This window comes from Pseudomonas sp. Con_6 (genome assembly GCF_059379395.1).
The window spans coordinates 1,620,717-1,640,157 of record NZ_CM182011.1 but is presented as its reverse complement, the minus strand read 5'-3'; the positions used below and the strand labels follow the sequence as shown (position 1 = coordinate 1,640,157).

Sequence of the window (19,441 nt, the reverse complement as noted above, 5' to 3'; positions counted from 1 at the left end):
GATGAGGCCACGGCAGATATCAGATCCCTTCGCGCAATACGCTCTCCGGCAACGCCTCACCCCGCTCTACACAGCCCGCCACCACCGCAATCAACGGCTCCAGTTCGAAGCCCTGAGCCTTCAGCCATGCCTCGTCGTAATAGGTGGTCGCATAACGCTCGCCGCTGTCGCAGAGGATAGCCACGATCGACCCCGACTCCCCCGCCGACTGCATATGCAGCGCCGCCTGCAACGCACCGACCAGGTTGGTCCCGCTCGATCCCCCAACCCGCCGTCCCAAACGCCGCGCCAGATAATGCATGGCCGCCAGCGACAGCGCGTCCGGCACCTTGACCATGGCATCGATCACTGCCGGCAGGAACGACGCCTCGACCCGCGGCCGGCCGATCCCTTCGATCTTCGACCCACAGTCCAGGCGCAGTGCACGGTCACCGCTGCGATAGCAATCGAAGAACACCGAACGCTCCGCATCGGCACACAACACCCGGGTCGGATGCCGGCGATAGCGCACGTAACGCCCCAGGGTCGCCGTGGTACCACCGGTGCCTGGGCTGGAAATCAGCCAGGCCGGCTCGGCATGCCGCTCGAAATGCATCTGGCTGAAGATCGACTCGGCGATGTTGTTGTTCGCCCGCCAGTCGGTGGCGCGTTCGGCGTAGGTGAACTGGTCCATGAAATGCCCGCCACCCTCCCGCGCCAGGCGCTCGGACTCGGCGTAGATCTGCGTCGGATCCTGCACCAGATGCGGGCGGCCGCCGTAGAACTCGATCTGGGCGATCTTCTCCCGCGAAGTGGTCGCCGGCATCACCGCAATGAACGGCAGGCCGAGCAGGCGGGCGAAGTACGCCTCGGAAATCGCCGTCGAACCGCTGGACGCCTCGATAACCGGTGCACCGGGACGCAGCCAGCCATTACACAGGGCATAAAGGAAAAGGGAACGGGCAAGGCGATGCTTGAGGCTGCCAGTGGGGTGGCTGGACTCGTCCTTGAAATACAGATCGACATCAGGAAAACCGGCCATCGGCAAGGGAATCAGGTGGGTATCGGCGCTGCGCTGGAAATCGGCCTCGATGATGCGGATGGCTTCACGGACCCAGGTGCGGTGATGATTCATGTGCGGTTCTCGGGCAAGAGGAGCGAACGACTGCGAAAGCGACTACCGTCCATACAAGCAAAAACCTGCGCGAATGCCAGCAGGAGCCGATAGCCCGAACAAGATTGAAACAGCTTATAACAAAAAAGAATATAATTTTTATTTATATGAATAACACCTCGGGTTAGGGTGTTCAGCCTTTTTGTCATTCGATGGAGGAGCGACCTTGCCTCTACGTAGCACTTTCACCCGATTCTTTCAGCTTGAAGCCGCCAGCGGCCTGTTGCTGATCGCCGCCGCGGTCCTGGCCCTGATCGTCAACAATTCACCGCTGTCGTGGCTCTACAACGGCCTGCTCGAGGTCCCCGTGGCCGTGCAGATCGGTGCACTGAGCATCGCCAAGCCGCTGCTGTTGTGGATCAACGACGGCCTGATGGCCCTGTTCTTCCTGCTCATTGGCCTTGAGGTCAAGCGCGAGCTTGTGGAAGGCCACCTGTCCAAGCCGTCCCAGGTGGTACTGCCTGGCGCGGCCGCCATCGGCGGCATGCTGGTGCCGGCGCTGATCTACTGGTTCCTCAACCGTGACAACCCCGCCGCCATCGCCGGCTGGGCGATCCCCACCGCCACCGATATCGCCTTCGCCCTCGGCGTGCTGGCCCTGCTCGGCAAGCGCGTGCCGGTGTCGCTGAAGTTGTTCCTGATGACCCTGGCGATCATCGACGACCTCGGCGCGATCATCATCATCGCCCTGTTCTACTCCGGTGCCCTCTCCCCCCTGTCGCTGATGCTGGCGGCGGCGTGCCTGGCGGCGCTGGTGGCGATGAACCGGATGGGCGTGGTCAAGCTCGGGCCGTACCTGGTAATCGGTCTGATCCTCTGGGTCTGCGTGCTGAAGAGCGGCGTCCACGCCACCCTCGCCGGCGTCACCCTGGCCCTGTGCATTCCGCTGCGCACCCGCAACGCCGAGACCTCGCCGCTGCTTAGCCTGGAACACGCGCTGCACCCCTGGGTGGCCTACGGCATCCTGCCGCTGTTCGCCTTCGCCAACGCCGGCGTGTCCCTGGCCGGCGTCACCCTGGAGAGCTTCACCCATGCCGTGCCGATGGGCATTGCCGTGGGCCTGCTGGCGGGCAAGACCCTCGGCGTGTTCGGCCTGACCTGGCTGGCCATCAAGCTCGGCCTCGCCGCCCTGCCTGCCGGCGCCAACTGGGGGCAGATCCTTGGCGTGGCGATCCTCTGTGGCATCGGCTTCACCATGAGCCTGTTCGTCGGTTCCCTGGCCTTCGAGCCCGGGGTTAGCGATTACGCCGGCATGGACCGTATGGGTATCCTCACCGGCTCGATCATCGCGGCGATCGTCGGCTACGCCATCACCGCAATGTCCAGCCCGAAACAGCCACCCAACTGATCGCGGACAAGAAAAAACCCCGAGCGGCGCGAGCCGACTCGGGGTTTTTCGTTGTTGCCGCCAGCGTTCAGTGACTGACGCGGCTGGTGCCGTTGACGGTCATGATGCGCACGCGCTCACCGACCCGGAAAATCTCGTTTTCCTGAACCTGCTGCACATAGGCGCGCATGCTGCCGTCGTCTTCACGCACGGTGATTTCCACGCCCTGGGTACGGGTCAGGCCTTCTTCGGCGGCGGAACCCGCCAGGCCACCGGCGACCGCACCGATCACCGCCGCAACGATACTGCCGCGACCGCCACCGATGGCACTACCGGCGACACCACCGACGACCGCGCCGGCGCCACCGCCGATCGGGGTCTTGGTGCCTTCGATCTTCACCGGACGCAGGGATTCGATGGTGCCCATGCGCACGGTCTGCACGCGACGCGCCTCGTCCCGGGAATAGGAATCACCGGACAGGTTGGAGGCACAACCGCCCAGCAGCAACGACATCGTGGTGAACGATGCAACCAGCAGTACAGATTTACGCATAGGATCATCTCCTTAAAGACAGGTGCTCATTAGACTGCGCGCATTGACGACTGTCACGATACGCCCAGGGAAAAATTGCTTCCATTCAGCTTCAGTACAGGCGGCAGGCCCTGAACCTTCAGAAGACTTGGGAACAAGAATAGACATGGATTACTTCATCATCGCCATCACCACCGTGGCCGGCCTGTATTTCCACGGTTGGCTGTATGTGCGGATCCGTCGCTGGACCGACCGCGACCTGGCCTTGTCCTTTGCCGGCAAGGACGAAAGCAAGCGCGCGTTCATGCTGCAACGATTGGACGCCGCCAGGGCGCAGAAGGTCAAACGGAAGGAGCTGGCGGCCTGGCTGGAACGCGAGGCCGCAGGCTATAGGACTTAGGGGGCGAGACGCTCGCGCACCCACGCCCCCTGATCGAGACGGTAATTGAGACGGTCATGCAGACGGCTGGCACGCCCCTGCCAGAACTCGATGCGCTCCGGCAGCAGGCGGTAACCGCCCCAATGTTCAGGGCAATGTGGCTGGCTGTCGCTGAAACGCTGCTCGGTGGCCTTGAGCAAGCCCTCCAACTCGCCACGATCGGCGATCACCCGGCTCTGCGGTGATGCCCAGGCGCCCAGGCGGCTGCCGAGCGGGCGCACCTGGTAATAGGCATCGGATTCCTCCGGCGACACCTTAACCACCTTCCCTTCGATCCGTACCTGACGTTCCAGCGCAGGCCAGAAGAAGGTCATGGCAGCGTAGGGGTTGGCCTCAAGGTGCTGTCCCTTGGCGCTCTCATAGTTGGTGAAGAAGGTGAAGCCGTGTTCGTCCAGGCCCTTGAGCAGCAGGACTCGGCAGTGCGGCCGGCCCTGCACGTCGACGGTGGCCAGGGTCATGGCATTGGCCTCCACCGGCGCCTGTTCGGTTTTCACCGCATCAGCGAACCATTGGTGAAACAGACCGAAAGGCTCGGCCGGGGCCTGCGCCTCGGCCAGTCCATCACGGGTGTAGTCACGGCGCATATCAGCCAGGGATTGAGTCATCTACAGCGTTCCTTGAGAGGATCAGTTGGTCTTCGCAGGGCTGTTGTTGGCCGCGACCTTCTTCGCCGCGGGCTCGGCTTTTTTCGCAGCCGGTTTGGCTGGAGCCGCTTTTTTCGGGGCCGCGGCGGTTTTCGCCGGGGCTGCTTTCTTCGCCGTAGCGGCCTTGGCCGGAGCCTTGGCTGCCGCCTTGGCCACTGGTTTTGCCGCAGCCGGCTTGACGTCCTGCACCGCGACCAGTTCGGCCGGGCTCGGCGTCGGCTGCTGGTACTTGGCGACCAGGGCGACCATGGTCGCTTGCGGGGTCAGGATCATTTCCACACGACGGTTCAGCGAACGGCCTTGCGCGCTATCGTTGGCGGCACGCGGTGCCACCGAGCCCATGCCACGCAGGTTCAGACGGTCGCGCTGCAGGCCACTGAGGCGGAAGATCGCCGAGACCGATGCCGCGCGCTCCAGGCTGAGCTTCTGATTGGCCGCAGCGGCACCGCTGCTGTCTGCATGGCCGAGGATCAGCACGGCGGTCTTGGTGTCGGTCTCGACCAGCTTGGCGACCCGGGTGATCGGCGCCAGGGAAATCGGCAGGAGCATCGCCGGGCGGTCCGGGTTGTAGCCGCTGTCCACCGGCAGGGTCACCACCAGCACGTCTTCGCGGCGCTCCAGCTCCAGCTTGCTGTCCTTGATCGCTTCGCGCAGCTTCGGTTCGTAGCTGTCCAGCCAGGCCTGGGTGGCTTTGGTGTCGATCTTCGGCACCGCGGCGGTCTTCTCGCCGGCCTTGTCATCGCTACCACCAAAAGGCCACCACCAGCTACCGCCCTCGGACTTGGCTTCTGCCTTGGCCTCGGTCTTGGCGACTTTCTCGTTGACGGCGTCCTTCACTTCCTTGTCGGCGACCTTGTCCGAACCGAATGGCCACCAGCTGCTACCGCTGTCGGCGCTGTCGTTCTGGGGATGCTGGGCGCAGCCGGTGATGGCCAGGCACAGGGCAAGAGCTAAGGTTTTATGTGAAGACATCAGCGATACACCATGAAAATGAAAGAAAAATATGAATGAAGTGGTTGCAGAATAGCCAACGCTAGCCCCGAGTACAGGGTCAGCCGATCAAAGGCAGGTCGCCAGGACCCGCACCAGTTTCTGCGCGCGGGGGTCCATGAGGATGTAAGGGCCCAGCGTGTTGGTGACGAAGCCGAAGGCAACATCGTGTTCCGGGTCGGCGAAACCAACCGAGCCACCTGCCCCCGGATGACCGAAGGCGCGTGCGCCGAGGCCAAAGGTAGCGTTGGCCACCTGAGGCTGGTCGAGCATACAACCGAGGCCGAATCGGGTCTGGGTCAGCAAGGTCTTGTCCTCGCCCAGGCTGTGTTCGCGGGTCAGTTCGTCGAGCAGGTCCGACTCCAACAGGCTGCCGTCGAGCAGGCCGGCGTAGAAGCCGGCAAGACTGCGGGCATTGCCGTGACCATTCGCTGCGGGCTGCTGCATGCGCCGCCATTCCGGCTTGTTGGTGCTGGTGAGGATCGCCGGCGGATTGGTAAAGGCGCGGGTCGAGAGGGCCTGGGGCTCGGTCATGGTGACCTTGAGCAGGCGCTGCGCCGCAGCATCACCGAGGTTGCCCTTGCCCCGGGCGATATGGGCGACGCGGTGGAATTCGGCATCGTCCAGACCTATATGGAAGTCCAGGCCCAACGGCTTGGCCGTGCGGGCGACGATGGACTCCCCCGGGCCACGACTATCGGCGCGGCGGATCAGCTCGCCAACCAGCCAGCCATAGGTGATCGCTGCGTAGCCATGGGCGGTGCCGGGCGTCCACCATGGCGCCTCGGCGGCCAGGGCATCGACCATGGCCTGCCAGTCGTACAGCGCTTCGGCGGGCAACAGCTCGCGGATCGCCGGCAGGCCGGCCTGGTGGCAAAGCAGTTGGCGCAGGGTCACGTTGTCCTTGCCAGCCTGGACGAACTCGGGCCAGTAGCGGGCCACTGGGGCATCCAGTTGCAGCTTGCCCTCGCCCACCAGTTGCAAGGCGGTGACTGCAGCGAACGGCTTGGTGCAGGAGAACAGGTTGGCGATGGTGTCGCTGTGCCAGGCCTCCTGGCCGTCCTTGTCCGCGGTACCGGCCCAGAGGTCCAGCACCGTCTCGCCGCCAACCTGGATGCACAACGCCGCGCCGCGCTCCTGGGGATCGTCGAAGAGGGCCGCGAAGGCCTCGCGCACCGCTTCGAACTTGAGCTCGAAATGACCCTGAATCTGCACCCGGCGACTCCTGAACGACCTGTCTGAAAAGTGGCGGGCATTGTTTCAGCCCGCGAGGGATTTGGGAACAGACGCGGGTCGGACAATGACCACTATTCATGTAGGTAGCATGGCTCCCGCAGGTTGCGCTCCCACAAGGAAAAGGAGGGATCACTCAGGTGATTCGCCTTCCGGCTTGTGCGCCGTCCCGACGATCTCCTTCTCGACCGCCAGGTTCGCTTTGCGCACCTGCTCAATGAAGCCCTGGTACGGCACATCGGTGATGCCCACCAGGCCAAAATGACCGTTCTCGCCATCGAGCAGGCGCCCGCTGGCCGGCTGGTCGAACAACTGGAACCAGTGCGCGCCGACGATGGCAGGCTCAGCCAGCGCCGCCTTGAGGAACGCGGCGTAGGCCGGACCGCGGTCTTCCTCGCGGGCGACTTCCATCGGCCCCGGCCAGAACGGCCCGCGATCGCGGGAGCCGAAGTGGAACTCGGAGACCAGGATCGGCTTGTCCAGCGCGCGCAACTGGGCGAAGTCGTAACCGTCCTGGGGTTTGGGCGTATAGAAGTTGAAACTCAGCACATCGCAGTACTGAGCGCAGGCCGCCACGGCTTCCGGAGTGGTGACGGCGAAACGGCCGCCCAGCAGCAGGTGGTTCGGCGCGTGCCATTTCAAGGCATCGGAGATGGTCTTGAAGTAGGCATCGGCGAAGGAGCGCTGGAAATGCTTGAAGTCTTCCTCGATCTCCGGGTGCTCCGGACTCGGCAGCGGCGGCTCGAAGCCAGGGTCTTCCATCAGTTCCCAGGCGCTCAGCTGGATGCCCCAGGCCTTGGACAGGCCTTCCTGGTTGCGGTACTTGTCACGCAGTTGCTTGAGGAAGGCGCGCTTGGCCGGGACATCGGTGGTCAGGCGCAAGGTGCCATAGGCCAGGCCATAGCGGGATTTGGGGTCATCACCGGGGGCAGCCCAGGCCAACTCGTTGTCGGCGAAGTAGCCGATCAGCCACGGATCGTCGCGGTGATCGCGGGCGGCGATGGCCACGGCACGCTCGGTGGCCATGGCGAAACGCGGATCGAACGGGTCGGGCATGGCGCCCCACCAGTCCATACCGGTGCTGATGCTGGCGTAATCACCGACGATGGCCAGCGGTAGGGTGTAAGGCACTCGCTGCGCTTTCTCCAGGCTCGGCTCGCTCCAGTTGCCCAGGGTATTGAAACCCCAGGCCTGCAGACGGTCGAGGGTGTGGGTCTGCCAGCGGGTGGCATCGATGCTGACCGCCGGGCACGGCTCGGTCGCGGTTTTCGCGCACGGCGTGCCGTAGCTGCGTTCGAGGTTGGCGGCATAGAAGTCGAACCAGCGGCCCTGGTTGAAACCGCGGCCCTTGGACGAGGCATTGCCGTCGTTGTTGTTGCCCTCGCCGTAGAACGCCGCCAATGGCGAATCGGCGGCCGGCAGTTCGCTGAACATGGTCTCGCGGCCGGCCACGTAGGTGCGGCCGGGCTCGTCGTTCACCGCGTTGACGCCGAGGGAATAGAACGGATGGCCTTCCGGGGTCACCAGGTACCAGCGGCCGTCGCGCTTGACCGTGCGGAAGAAGCCCTTGGCATCGAAGGTCTGTCCACCGGTCCAGCCACCGAAGCGGTCCAGCGGTTGCTTCTGGCGCTCGGCCAGCCAGGTCTTGAGCTGTTGCTGTTCCTTGCCGGCGGCACTTTTCAGCTGTTCGTCGTTGCCGACCTTTTCCGGCCAGCGCCCGCGGCTGAACTGGCCATAGCCGTCGATCAGCCCGGTGTAGGCGGCATTCACCAGGTTGTCGTCGTCCTGCAGGTTGATCTTCTCGATCAGCACGCTCTGGGCCACGTTGGGCTGGTTCATCGACAGGGTCACGGAGGTGACCTGGCTCAGGTCCAGCTCGCCACCGCTGCTGGCAACCAGCACCCGCTGGCCTTCATGGGTCCAGGGCATCGGCGGGCCGGCGCGCATGCCGTGGCTCAGCGGCGAACTGGCCTGCAGCGGGATGACCACGGTCTGCGCCGGACCTGCGGGCAGGTCGATGCGGCTGGTGAGGGTCTTGCCATCGCTGCTTTCAATCGTGACGTTGACCGTCAGGGCCCAGTCCATGCCGCTTTGCAGGCGCAGGGTCAGGGCCTTCTGCGCCGACCAGTCCCACACGCCGGTCTGCGGGCTCATGCGCAGGTTGGGACGCTGTGCCGGGTTGAACACCACGCGGCGCAGCACCTCGCCCTCGGCCGTCTGCTCCGCGTTGTACTGCGGCAGGCTGGCATCCCCGGTCGCCACGTTGACCACCGAGGCCGGGCGCACGAAGTTGAACAGCGTCTGTTGGGCGGCCAGCAGGGGCTGGCTGAGCATCAGCAGGAAGGCGGCAGGAAGGGTACGGCGCAACATGGGGCTGGAGTTCTCCTTGAGGGGCTTTGAAAGCCCTTGGTTCCGGTGATAGACAGCAGCAAATGGAAAAGATTGTGCATGTGGGAGCGCACGAACCTTCAGGAAATTTCCCGACGGAACGGCGGCAGCGCGTTGAGGATAGCCTTGCCATAGCGCTGGGTAACCACGCGGCGGTCCAGCAAGGTGATGATGCCGCGGTCTTCCTCGGTACGCAGCAGCCGGCCGCAGGCCTGAATCAGCTTGAGCGAGGCATCCGGCACGGCGATCTCCATGAACGGGTTGCCGCCACGGGCCTCGATCCACTCGGCCAGCGCCGCTTCCACCGGATCATCCGGCACGGCGAAGGGGATCTTGGCGATCACCACGTGCTCGCAGTAGGCCCCCGGCAGGTCGACACCCTCGGCGAAGCTGGCGAGGCCGAACAGCACGCTGGAATCGCCACCATCGACCCGCGCCTTGTGCTTGTTGAGGGTCTCCTGCTTGGACAGGTTGCCCTGGATGAACACCTGCTTGCGCCAGTCGCGGTCAAGGCCGTCGAACACGTCCTGCATCTGCTTGCGCGAGGAGAACAGCACCAGCGAACCGCGCGATCCTTCCACCAGTTCCGGCAGGTCGCGGATGATCGCTGCGGTGTGGGCGGCGGCATCCCGCGGATCGGCGCGCAGGTCGGGGACCCGCAGCACACCGGCATCGGTGTGGTGGAACGGGCTCGGCACCACCGCGGTGACCGCCGCCTTGGGCAGGCCGGAGCGCATGCGGAAACGGTCGAAGGTGCCCAGCGCGGTCAGGGTCGCCGAGGTGACGAGGGCGCCGTGGGCCACGTTCCACAGGTTGCGCCGCAGCATCTCGGCGGCCAGGATCGGGCTGGCGTTGACCTCGATGTCGAACAGCGCGCCGCTTTCGGCCAGGGTCAGCCAGCGCGCCATGGGCGGGCTGTCTTCCGGGTCCTCGGCGGTGAAGGCGGTCCACAGCTCCCAGTTGCCCTGGGCACGGGTCAGCAGGGTGCCGAACAGCGGGTACCACTCCTCGGCCTGGTGGCTGGCGATGCCGATGTTGTTCTCGCCATCCATGCCTTCCTTGAGCAGGTCGGCCAGGCGGGTGAACAGGTCGTTGAGACGGGCGAAGCCCTTCTTCAGCTCGATGCCGATCTCGCGGATGTGCTCCGGCACCACCCCGCCGACGAAGCGGTAGCGCGGACGCTCGCGGCCTTCGGCATCCTCGCCGGGCCGGAAGTCGGCTACCTGTTCGCACGCGGCGAACATGAATTGCTGGTGGTTCTTGATCTCGCGGGCCAGTTCCGGCACCTGCTCGATGTACTTGCCCAAGTCGCCCGGCAACGGGTTCTGCGCCAGCAGCTTGGTCAGGTTCTTCGCCGTGGTTTCCAGCCAGTCGGCGGTGGAGCGCAGGCGGCTGTAGTGGGCAAAGTGGCCGATGGCCTTGTCCGGCAGGTGGTGGCCTTCGTCGAACACGTACATGGTGTCGCGCGGGTCCGGCAGCACGGCGCCGCCGCCCAGGGCCAGGTCGGCGAGGACCATGTCGTGGTTGGTGACGATCACGTCGACCTTGCCCATGCCTTCGCGGGCCTTGTAGAAGGTGCACTGGCCGAAGTTGGGGCAGTGGCGGCCGGTGCACTGGCTGTGGTCGGTGGTCACCCGCGCCCAGTCCTGGTCTTCCAGGGCCGTGGGCCAGCTGTCGCGGTCGCCATCCCAGCGGTTGCCGGCAAGCTTCTCGATCATGCTGTTGAACAGCTTCTGGCTGGCTTCATCCACCTCGATCTTGAAGCCTTCTTCCTCGAACAGCTGCGCCGTGGCGCTCTGCGCATGGCCTTCCTGCAGCAGCAGGTCGAGCTTGGACAGGCACAGGTAGCGGCCGCGCCCCTTGGCCAGGGCGAAGCTGAAGTTCAGACCGCTGTTGCGCATCAGGTCCGGCAGGTCCTTGAACACGATCTGTTCCTGCAGGGCGACGGTGGCGGTGGCGATCACCAGGCGCTTGCCGGCGGCCTTGGCCGCGGGGATCGAGGCCAGGCTGTAGGCCACGGTCTTGCCGGTACCGGTACCGGCTTCCACCGCGACCACGGCGGGGTCGCCGCTGCGCCGGCCTTCGTCATCGACGTCGATGTCGCCCAGCACCTTGGCGACTTCGGCGATCATCAGGCGCTGGCCATAGCGTGGCTTGAGGCTCTTGGCTTCGAGAAAACGCGAGTAGGCGCCCTGAATCTGGGACTTGAGTTCGTTGCTGATCATGGTCTCGGGCGCCCGTGGAGGGCTGGATATATTTTCAGTGTTTTCGATGAGGCGGCTATCATACCCGCCAATTGTCCTTTGCGCTGACTGGAGTGCCCGATGACCGCCTTTGCCCTTCCTTATAGCCTGCATGTCCTGGCCGCCCTGGTGTGGGTGGGCGGCATGTTCTTCGCCTGGATGGTCCTGCGCCCGGCGGCCGCCACGGTGCTCGAAGGCCCGGCCCGCCTGCAGTTGTGGCTGGAAGTGTTTCCGCGTTTTTTCAGCTGGGTGTGGATCTCGATCCTGGTCCTGGCGGTGAGTGGTGTCGGCATGTTGCATATGCACTTCGGCACCCTGGACACGGCGCCGCGCCATGTACAGGTGATGATCGGTGGCGGGATCGCGATGTTCGCGCTGTTCATGCGCATCCAGAGCCTGTTGCTGCCGGAGTTGCGCAAGGCGGTGGAGGCGGGTGACTGGGCGGCGGGAGCTGCGGCACTAGGGCGGATCCGCAAGATGGTGGGGATCAACCTGCTGCTGGGGATTGCCGTGGTGCTGGTGGCGGCTTCCAGGCTTTCATTCTGACCTTCAGGGCCTCATCGCTGGCAAGCCAGCTCCCACAGGGTTCGTGTGGGAGCTGGCTTGCCAGCGATGAGGCCCTGAAGAACACCATCAAAGGCGCTGAACGCTCAACTCTCCAGCCGCCCCCGCCATCCCCGGCTGTCCCGCCACCCCAGGCCGGCCATTCGCCCCGGCCTCGGTGCGATACACCAGGCAGCCCTTGCTCGCCCCACCCTGCCCCGCCTTGCCAGGCGCTCCCGCCACACCCGGCGCGCCGCCATCGAGACGCACCTTGATCTGCTCCGCCGGATAATCCGCCGGCAACGCCAGATGCACACGACCGCCCGCCGCACCGTCATGTCCATTGCCACCATCATCGCCATTGGCGCCGCGGCTGGCCGAACCCCAGGTGCAGCCACCGGCCTCGCCATTGCCGCCATCCAGGCCGGCATACCCCGGCGCACCAGCACCACCTCGAGCATCGATGCTCAGCAGCGGCGCCTGCAACGCACGCAAACGCAAGTCCAGGCTGCGCCCCGGCCGGGCCGCGCGCTGGTAGTTGCCCGCCGAACCGGTCGCCGTGATCAGGCTACCCTCGGCCAGTTGTGCCCGGACCACTTCGATGCGCAGCGGATCATCAGCCGACACCACGGAAATCCGTGCATCACGCCCCAGCGTCAGTTGGTCGACCTTCAGTTCCACCAGGCTGGCCGGCAGCACCAGGGTGGCGGAATCCGCCACGTCCAGTTGCTCCAGGTGAACGACACTGGCCTTGTTCGCCAGGCGCAGCACCGAATGGGGTGCCACGCTCAGGGAATCGGCCAGCACCAGCGGGCTGAACAACGCGGTCAACAGCATCAGCTTACGCATGCGGTACTTCCTTGCGGGGTGCGGGGATGGAAAGAATATGGAAGATGCCCACCAGCAGAATCTGCAGGCGGTCAAACCAGCGGTGGCTGCGCTCGCGCAGGCGACCGTTGTAGAACAGCACTTCGAGCACATGCAGCCCCAGCAACGCCGCCCCGGCCAGATTGATCATCTGGTGGAAGGGTCGCTCTGCGGGAATCAGCAGATTGACCAGCACCACCCACCAGAACACCACGGTCAGGGCCTTGAAGAATCCCAGCAAGCCTTTCATTGCCTTACCTCTTCAATGGTTCGCGTCAGCCGTGGCAGCCCGCCCGGAGACAGACCGCCACCATAGCCGCTGACGCACCGTCGATCAATTGAGGTGCAGCTCGACCCGGCGGTTCTGAGCACGCCCTTCGTCGGTTTCGTTGTCGGCCACTGGCTCCATCTCGCCGCGACCCTCGCTGCTGACCTTCTGCGGCGAGATGCCAGCATTGATCAGGTACTTGGCGACACTCGCCGCGCGACGCTCGGACAGCCCCTGGTTGTAGGCATCGGTGCCCTTGCTGTCGGTATGCCCGACCACACGGATGGTGCGCACCTGCGGGTTGCTCAGTTTTTCCACGAGCCCCTGCAACTGCTGCTGGGCGGCTGCGGTGAGTTCGGCGGAGTCGAAGGCAAACAGCACGTTGCCCTGGTCACTGAGGGTAATGACTTCGGCAGGTGTCGCCTCCGGTTCGGCCACCGGCTGGACCGGCGGATACTGTGGCGTCGGGCAGCCATTGTGTTCCACCGGCGTGCCCTTCGGCGTACCCGGGCAGTGGTCGCGGCGGTCGAATACCCCGTCACCGTCCTCGTCGCCATCCTGGGCAAAACAGATCAACCCACCGGCGATGACACCGGCTGCCGCGCCGCCGCCCGCCCAAGCCGAGCTTTCGATGGCGCCGAGGCCACCACCGACCAGCCCGCCGAGCAGGCTGCAGATCGGCCAGTTGTGCTGGTTGAGCGGCGCACTGCCGTCGCTGTGGGTTGCACATCCTGAGAGCAGGCCAGCCGCCAACAACATGGGCAGCGCGACCTTGGTAAGTACGGTCATTGGGAAATGCTCCTGTGTTACCGGCTTGTACCAGTCCCACAGGAGTAAAGACCGGCCCGTGGCACTTCACAAGCCACGGGCCGCAAGGTTTTCAACGCTCGATCGTGATCTCGGTACGACGGTTCTGCGCACGCCCTTCGGCCGTCTTGTTGTCGGCCACAGGCTGGCTTTCACCCATGCCGGTCACCGAAACGAACTCCGCCCGTGGCACACCTTTGTGGATCAGGTACTCGACAACGGAATGCGCACGTTTCTCCGAGAGGCGTTTGTTGTACGCATCGGAACCGACGCTGTCGGTGTGCCCGGTCACGGTCAGGCGGACGTTGGACTGTTCCTTGCGCAGGCGCTCGGCGATGGTGTCCAGGCGCTGCTCGTCGCTCTTGGTCAGCTTGGCCGAATCGAAGTGGAAGTGCACGTCACGGATGACGATGGTTTCCTCTTTCACCACCACCACTTCTTCTACCACAGGCGGCGGCGCTGGCGGCGCAAGCGGGCAACCAGTGGCATCGACCTGGACGCCACGCGGAGTGCCAGGGCACTTGTCGCGACTGTCCGGCACACCATCGCCGTCTTCATCGCCGTCGCCATGCACCCAGCAGTACGCTGCGGCCATGGTGCCGCCGACAACGGCGCCCCAACCGGCCCAACTGCTGCTCTCGATCGCGCCCAGCGCGGCGCCGCCGACGCCCCCGACGGCTGCACACTTCGGCCAGTCGGTTTTTTGCAAACCTGCACAACCAGTCAATACGCTGGTCAGCAGAACCAGAGGTAAAGCTGTGCGAACTATGCTCATCTGTTGCTTCTCCATGGGGGGAATTCGGTGCGAAACCGATCAATCGCAGTAAAGACCCGTGAAACCATCTCCGCCAGCAATAAGCCATGACGCCCCTTTGCCTTGGGCGTGTTGCCCGCTAGTCTTGGCGGGATCAGATGAGGAATTTCGATGACCGAAAGCTTTTCTTCGCGCACGCCGCAACAGGCCCTGGCGGCGCTGCTCGAACACCATGCCCCGCAACGCCTGCTGCTGGTGGGTGCACGTTTTCCCGCCCTCGACGCCTTCGCCGCGGCGCACCCGCAGGCCAGCATCGACGTCGCCGCACCCGGCCCGCTGCCGGCGGAGCTGGCCAGCAAGCGCTACGACCTGGCCCTGCTGGTGGATTGCCTGGAGCACCTGCCCAAGCGCAACGGCCTGGAACTGGTGGGAGGCATCCGCAACCTGAATGCCAGCCGGATCGCCGTGCTCGCGGACCTGGCTGCCAGCGGCTGGGGCGACACCGACTTCTACGCCCTGGCCCTGCAGGCCAACGAACGTTTCCAGCGCGAGGACCAGGTGCTTGGCCTGTACACCTACGATCTGCGCGACTACAAACAGGTCCCGGACTGGCTCAATGCCAAGTTCTGGGCCAATCCGCAAAACTTCGGCAAGTACTGGTGGTGACGCGATGAGTGTTTCGGTTTGTCCCTGCGGCAGCGGCAACCTGCTGGACGCCTGCTGCGGGCATTATCATGCCGGCCATCCGGCCCCGGACGCCCAGACCCTGATGCGTTCGCGCTACAGCGCCTACGTGCTGGGCCTGGTGGACTACCTGGTGGCTACCACCCTGCCGGTGCAACAGGCCGGCCTCGACCGCCAGGGCATCGCCGCCTGGAGCGCGCAGAGCACCTGGCTCGGCCTCGAGGTGGAATCGGCGGAAGTGTTCGGTGGCCAGCCCGAACATGCCTTCGTCACCTTCACCGCGCGCTGGCACGACCTCGACGGCGAGCACAGCCACCGCGAACGCTCGGCCTTCGTGCAGAACCAGGGCCGCTGGTACTTCATCGACCCGACCGTGGGCCTCAAGGCTGGCCGCAACGACCCCTGCCCCTGCGCCAGCGGGCAGAAATTCAAGAAGTGCTGTTCGAGCTATGTAGGCGCCTGACCCATGCCAACGCTGGCGCGCCTTGTCCTGCTCAGCCTGGTGCTGAGCCTGGCGGGCTGTGCCAGCAGCTTCGATGACGACTGGCGCGAACCGCAGTTGCATCTGGTGCGGGTGGAAACGGTCAAGGCGCGCCTGATGCAGCAGCGCTTCATCCTTCATTTCCGTCTCGACAACCCCAACGACAGCACCCTGCAGGTCCGCGGCCTCAGTTACGCGGTGCACCTGGAGAACCTGCTGCTGGCCGAAGGCGATAGCGAGCAGTGGTTCCAGGTCGACGCCAACGACCAGCGTACCTTCAAGGTCGAGGTACGCACCAACCTCTGGCAGCACCTCAAGCCACTGGCCAGGCTGCTGCGTCAGCACACACCGCTGCACTACCGTCTCGAAGGCACCCTGCGCACCGGATTATTCTTTGCCCGCGACCTGCACTTGTCGCGCAGGGGTGAGATAATCCCCGGCGATTTTGTCCCGGAGTAACCCGCAATGAGCCAGCAACCCCACGTCCACGGTCCTGACTGCAACCACGATCACGACCATCACCACCACGACCATGACCACGGCCACGTGCATGGCCCGCACTGCAACCACGGCCACCAGGAGCCGGTGCGCAACGCCCTCAAGGACGTCGGCCGCAACGATCCGTGCCCGTGCGGCAGCGAGAAGAAATTCAAGAAGTGCCACGGCGCCTGAGTGTGTCGCCCTGTAACAGCGGTCTGGCTTTGTGATATCCATTACGCTGACCGCTGCGCCCGAGCGCGGCAGACCGACGGCGGCCCAACACGTGCCGCCGTCTCCTGACGGAGCGCCTCATGATCGATCTGTATTACTGGACCACCCCCAACGGCCACAAGATCACGCTGTTCCTTGAGGAGACCGGCCTTCCCTACCGGATCCACCCCATCAATATCGGCAAGGGCGAACAGTTCGCCGCCGACTTCCTGAAGATCGCCCCCAACAACCGCATTCCGGCCATCGTCGACAACGACACGGCGGACGGCCAGCCGCTGTCGCTGTTCGAATCCGGCGCGATCCTGCTCTACCTCGCCGAAAAGACCGGACAGTTCCTGCCCCAGGACCTGCGCGGTCGCCAGGAAGCCCTGCAATGGCTGTTCTGGCAGATGGGCGGCCTCGGCCCGATGGCCGGGCAGAATCATCACTTCAACCGCTTTGCGCCGGAGAAGGTGCCCTACGCGATCAAGCGCTACGTCGACGAGACCGCGCGCCTGTACGGCGTGCTCGACAAGCGCCTGGCCGACCGACCGTTCGTCGCCGGCGAGGCCTACAGCATCGCCGACATGGCCATCTATCCGTGGATCGTGCCGCATAGCTTCCAGCAGCAGGACCTGAACGATTTCCCCCATCTGAAGGCCTGGTTCGAGCGTATTCAGGCACGTCCTGCGACCCAGCGTGCCTACGCGCTGGTCGACAAGATCAATCCGCCGCAGAAATAAGCCCGACGACCGGTGTGGCGCTTTGAAAATAAAGCGCCCGCCCCTGCTTGCGTGGTGCCATTGCGCTCACTAACGTAGCGCCTTTCGCCGCCACCCCCTTGCAGGAGCTTCGCCATGGCCTCGCCAGCCTTTTCCCTTTCCCGTCTTCGCCTCGGCGTCGCCGCGGCCGCGCTCGGCCTCGCCGGTTGCCAGACCGGCAACTACGCCGACAGCGTGCCGCCCACCGTCGGGGTGCAGCCGCTCAAGGGCCTGGCGCAGAACGTCTCGGTACGGCGCAGTCCTCAGGGCCTGCCGCTGATCGAAAGCAGTTCTTTCCATGACGCCCTGTTCACCCTCGGCTATGTGCACGCCTCCGACCGCATCGGACAAATGCTCGGCATGCGCCTGCTGGCCCAGGGGCGCCTGTCGGAGATGGCCGGCGCCGACGCGCTGGAAGTCGACCGTTTCATGCGCGCCGCCAACCTGCGCCAGAGCGCCAACCAGCTCTACGCCGACGCCTCGCCACGCCTGAAGCGCTTCTTCGAGGTGTACGCCCGCGGCGTCAACGCCTACCTGTTCCGCTACCGCGACAAGTTGCCGTCGCCAGTGGCCGGCTACCGTCCGGAATACTGGAAGGCCGAGGACTCGGCGCTGGTCTTCGCCCTGTACAGCTTCAGCCAGTCGGTCAACCTGCAGGAAGAGATCGGCGCCCTGACCCTGGCGCAGAAGGTCGGTGCCGACAAGCTCGCCTGGCTGCTGCCGAACTACCCGGACGAACCGCTCAACGAGGCCGAGGCGGCCAAGCTCAAAGGCGTCGCACTCAATCAGTTCGCTGGCCTGGCGCCAGTGGCGGCGGTCAGCGAACAACTGGCGGCGTTCAATGTGCTGGGCAGCGCCAATTCGGCCAGTTGGGCCATAGCCCCGCAGCGCAGCCGCAGTGGCAAGAGCCTGCTGGCCAGCGACAACCAGGGTGCCTGGGCGCTCAGCCCGGTACAGATCCGCACGACCAGGTACCAGGCCGCCGGCTTCAGCCTGCCCGGCCTGCCGATGATCCTTTCCGGCTTCAACGGCGCCCTGGCCTGGAGCGGCAGCACTGCCATGGGCGACAACCAGGACCTGTACCTGGAGAAACTACGGCGCCAGGGCAGCCAGGTGCAGTACGAGGTGGACGGCCGCTGGCAAAATGCGCGGGTACGCAACGAAACCTATTTCATCAAGGGCCGTGGCGCACAGCGCGAGGTGATCTACGAAACCGGCCACGGCGCCCTGCTCACCGGCGCCCAGGGCGGTCTCGGCCTGGCCCTGAAGATGCCCGAACTCAAGGGCGACAAGAGCCTGGATGCATTCTTCGACCTGTCGCGGGCGCGTAACGTCGAGCGCGCCTTCGACGCTGCCCGGGAAATCGGCGCGGTACCGCTGAACATGGTCTTCGCCGATGCCAGCAATGTCGGCTGGCAACTGACCGGGCGCTACCCCAACCGCCGCGAAGGCCAGGGCCTGGTACCCTCGCCGGGTTGGGAAAGCCGCTACGACTGGGACGGTTACGCCGACGCCATGCTCCACCCCTACGACCAGGACCCGCCGCAAGGCTGGCTGGGCAATGCCGCCCAGCGCAGTGCGCCACGGGGCTACGGCATGCAGTTGTCCAACAGTTGGTCCTACCCGGAGCGTGCCGAGCGCCTTGCCCAGTTGGCCGGCAATGGCAAGCATGACGCGCGCAGCCTGATCGCCATGCAGAACGACCAGACCACTCTGTTCGCCGGCAAGCTCAAGGCGATGTTCGAGGCACCGGGCATGGCCCAGGCGCTGAAGAAGGCCATCGAGGCCCTGCCAGCCGAGCAGAAGGCCAAGGCCCGCGAGGCCTACACGCGGCTGATGGCCTTCGACGGCCGTCTGAGCCAGACCTCGGCGGACGCAGCGATCTACGAGTTGTTCCTGCAGGAAAGCACGCGCCTGACCTTCCTCGACGAACTGGGCCCGGAATCCGGACCGGCGTGGCAGGCCTTCGTCGCCAACGCGCGGCTGTCCTATTCAGCCCAGGCCGACCATCTGTTGGGGCGTGACGACAGCCCGTTCTGGGATGACCGCAGCACGCCTGCGCTGGAAGACAAGCCGACCATCCTCGCCCGCAGTCTGGCCGCGGCCATCAGTGCGGGTGAGAAGGAGATGGGCGCGGACCGGCGCAGCTGGCAGTGGGGTCGTCTGCACCAGTACCAGTGGCCGGTGGCCAATCTGTTCGGCATCGGCGACAAGCATGATCGCCGAGCCCAGGCCACTGGCGGTGACCACAGTACCCTGAACGCCTCGCCGTTCGCCTGGGGCCAGAACTTCAAGACCAGCCTGGCGCCGGCGCAGCGCATGGTGGTGGATTTCGGCCAGGTCGAGCCGTTGCAGGTGCTGAGCAGCAGCGGCCAGTCCGGCAACCCGGCCAGTCCGCAGTTCGCCAACGGGCTGGATGCCTGGTTCCGCGGGCAGTACCAGAGCGTGCCGTTGCAGGGACAGAACCATGAGCGCGTTTACGGCAGCAAGCGTCTGACACTGGTGCCCGGAAAGTAATTCGTCCGTCCCGACCAGCCCTGAAAGCACGACGCGGACCCGCTCCCACAGGGTCCGCGGCGTCATTCGAACTTCTGCAGTCAATCACCGCTCTACCGCTACAAGCCCACCACCCCCGGC

20 protein-coding genes are annotated in these 19,441 nt (G+C 65.1%); 9 read left to right on the top strand and 11 right to left on the bottom strand.

What is annotated here, in order from left to right:
- Window positions 1–19: 19 nt before the first annotated feature.
- A complete protein-coding gene (locus AC5QPF_RS07515; protein WP_494962640.1) occupies window positions 20–1,114 on the bottom strand; it encodes a pyridoxal-phosphate dependent enzyme in 1,095 nt (364 codons plus the stop codon).
- A 205-nt stretch (window positions 1,115–1,319) separates the two neighbouring features.
- Here AC5QPF_RS07515 and nhaA point away from each other — a divergent pair, with 205 nt between their 5' ends.
- Window positions 1,320–2,501 (top strand): Na+/H+ antiporter NhaA, encoded by a 1,182-nt coding sequence (gene nhaA / locus AC5QPF_RS07510; protein WP_494962639.1) that lies wholly within the window; start codon window positions 1,320–1,322, stop codon window positions 2,499–2,501.
- Between the two features lie 67 nt (window positions 2,502–2,568).
- Here the strand turns inward: nhaA and AC5QPF_RS07505 are convergent, their stop codons facing one another.
- Complete coding sequence (locus AC5QPF_RS07505; RefSeq protein WP_009398593.1) at window positions 2,569–3,033, bottom strand: outer membrane lipoprotein; 465 nt, start codon at window positions 3,031–3,033, stop codon at window positions 2,569–2,571.
- 145 nt (window positions 3,034–3,178) lie between these two features.
- On the opposite strand from AC5QPF_RS07505, the gene AC5QPF_RS07500 reads away from it, so the two are divergent.
- Entirely contained in the window at window positions 3,179–3,412 is a 234-nt protein-coding gene (locus AC5QPF_RS07500) for a hypothetical protein (protein WP_494962638.1), read from the top strand.
- Here the strand turns inward: AC5QPF_RS07500 and pdxH are convergent.
- The 5 genes from pdxH to dinG form a co-directional block, all read right to left on the bottom strand.
- Complete coding sequence (gene pdxH / locus AC5QPF_RS07495) at window positions 3,409–4,056, bottom strand: pyridoxamine 5'-phosphate oxidase (RefSeq protein ID WP_494962637.1); 648 nt, start codon at window positions 4,054–4,056, stop codon at window positions 3,409–3,411. The genes AC5QPF_RS07500 and pdxH overlap by 4 nt on opposite strands.
- Window positions 4,057–4,077: 21 nt before the next feature.
- Window positions 4,078–5,067, bottom strand: coding sequence for an OmpA family protein (locus AC5QPF_RS07490; protein ID WP_494962636.1), 990 nt, complete (start codon window positions 5,065–5,067; stop codon window positions 4,078–4,080).
- An 87-nt stretch (window positions 5,068–5,154) separates the two neighbouring features.
- The gene (locus tag AC5QPF_RS07485) at window positions 5,155–6,300 is read right to left on the bottom strand and encodes a serine hydrolase (RefSeq protein ID WP_494962635.1); all 1,146 of its coding nucleotides are present in this window, start codon (window positions 6,298–6,300) and stop codon (window positions 5,155–5,157) included.
- A 150-nt stretch (window positions 6,301–6,450) separates the two neighbouring features.
- Window positions 6,451–8,688 carry a beta-galactosidase gene (locus AC5QPF_RS07480; RefSeq protein WP_494962634.1) on the bottom strand — a complete coding sequence of 746 codons (2,238 nt, stop codon included), beginning with the start codon at window positions 8,686–8,688 and terminating at the stop codon, window positions 6,451–6,453.
- Between the two features lie 98 nt (window positions 8,689–8,786).
- The gene (gene dinG, locus AC5QPF_RS07475; RefSeq protein WP_494962633.1) at window positions 8,787–10,931 is read right to left on the bottom strand and encodes an ATP-dependent DNA helicase DinG; all 2,145 of its coding nucleotides are present in this window, start codon (window positions 10,929–10,931) and stop codon (window positions 8,787–8,789) included.
- 99 nt (window positions 10,932–11,030) lie between these two features.
- Here dinG and AC5QPF_RS07470 point away from each other — a divergent pair, with 99 nt between their 5' ends.
- Complete coding sequence (locus AC5QPF_RS07470; RefSeq protein WP_494962632.1) at window positions 11,031–11,495, top strand: CopD family protein; 465 nt, start codon at window positions 11,031–11,033, stop codon at window positions 11,493–11,495.
- A gap of 87 nt (window positions 11,496–11,582) precedes the next feature.
- On the opposite strand, the gene AC5QPF_RS07465 is transcribed toward AC5QPF_RS07470, so the two are convergent.
- The 4 genes from AC5QPF_RS07465 to AC5QPF_RS07450 all read right to left on the bottom strand — a co-directional run bounded on the left by AC5QPF_RS07465 (window position 11,583) and on the right by AC5QPF_RS07450 (window position 14,209).
- Window positions 11,583–12,341 carry a collagen-like triple helix repeat-containing protein gene (locus AC5QPF_RS07465; RefSeq protein WP_494962631.1) on the bottom strand — a complete coding sequence of 253 codons (759 nt, stop codon included), beginning with the start codon at window positions 12,339–12,341 and terminating at the stop codon, window positions 11,583–11,585.
- A complete protein-coding gene (locus AC5QPF_RS07460) occupies window positions 12,334–12,609 on the bottom strand; it encodes a DUF1145 domain-containing protein (RefSeq protein ID WP_494962630.1) in 276 nt (91 codons plus the stop codon). Before AC5QPF_RS07460 ends, AC5QPF_RS07465 begins: the two co-directional genes overlap by 8 nt.
- 84 nt (window positions 12,610–12,693) lie before the next feature.
- Entirely contained in the window at window positions 12,694–13,416 is a 723-nt protein-coding gene (locus AC5QPF_RS07455) for a PA1041 family peptidoglycan-binding anchor lipoprotein (protein WP_494962629.1), read from the bottom strand.
- A 91-nt stretch (window positions 13,417–13,507) separates the two neighbouring features.
- On the bottom strand, window positions 13,508–14,209 hold the full coding sequence (locus tag AC5QPF_RS07450; protein ID WP_494962628.1) for a PA1041 family peptidoglycan-binding anchor lipoprotein: 702 nt from the start codon (window positions 14,207–14,209) through the stop codon (window positions 13,508–13,510).
- 150 nt (window positions 14,210–14,359) lie between these two features.
- Between AC5QPF_RS07450 and AC5QPF_RS07445 the strand changes: the two genes are divergently transcribed.
- From AC5QPF_RS07445 to AC5QPF_RS07420, 6 genes are all read left to right on the top strand, one after another.
- Window positions 14,360–14,854 carry a DUF6231 family protein gene (locus AC5QPF_RS07445; RefSeq protein WP_494962627.1) on the top strand — a complete coding sequence of 165 codons (495 nt, stop codon included), beginning with the start codon at window positions 14,360–14,362 and terminating at the stop codon, window positions 14,852–14,854.
- Between the two features lie 4 nt (window positions 14,855–14,858).
- Window positions 14,859–15,335 carry a YchJ family protein gene (locus AC5QPF_RS07440; protein WP_494962626.1) on the top strand — a complete coding sequence of 159 codons (477 nt, stop codon included), beginning with the start codon at window positions 14,859–14,861 and terminating at the stop codon, window positions 15,333–15,335.
- 3 nt (window positions 15,336–15,338) lie between these two features.
- On the top strand, window positions 15,339–15,812 hold the full coding sequence (locus AC5QPF_RS07435) for an LEA type 2 family protein (protein ID WP_494962625.1): 474 nt from the start codon (window positions 15,339–15,341) through the stop codon (window positions 15,810–15,812).
- A 6-nt stretch (window positions 15,813–15,818) separates the two neighbouring features.
- Window positions 15,819–16,025 (top strand): SEC-C metal-binding domain-containing protein, encoded by a 207-nt coding sequence (locus AC5QPF_RS07430; protein WP_494962624.1) that lies wholly within the window; start codon window positions 15,819–15,821, stop codon window positions 16,023–16,025.
- Window positions 16,026–16,144: 119 nt separating this feature from the next.
- Window positions 16,145–16,786 (top strand): glutathione binding-like protein, encoded by a 642-nt coding sequence (locus AC5QPF_RS07425; protein ID WP_494962623.1) that lies wholly within the window; start codon window positions 16,145–16,147, stop codon window positions 16,784–16,786.
- 114 nt (window positions 16,787–16,900) lie between these two features.
- Window positions 16,901–19,321, top strand: a complete 2,421-nt coding sequence (locus AC5QPF_RS07420) for a penicillin acylase family protein (protein WP_494962622.1) — start codon at window positions 16,901–16,903, stop codon at window positions 19,319–19,321.
- The last annotated feature ends 120 nt before the right edge of the window (window positions 19,322–19,441 follow it).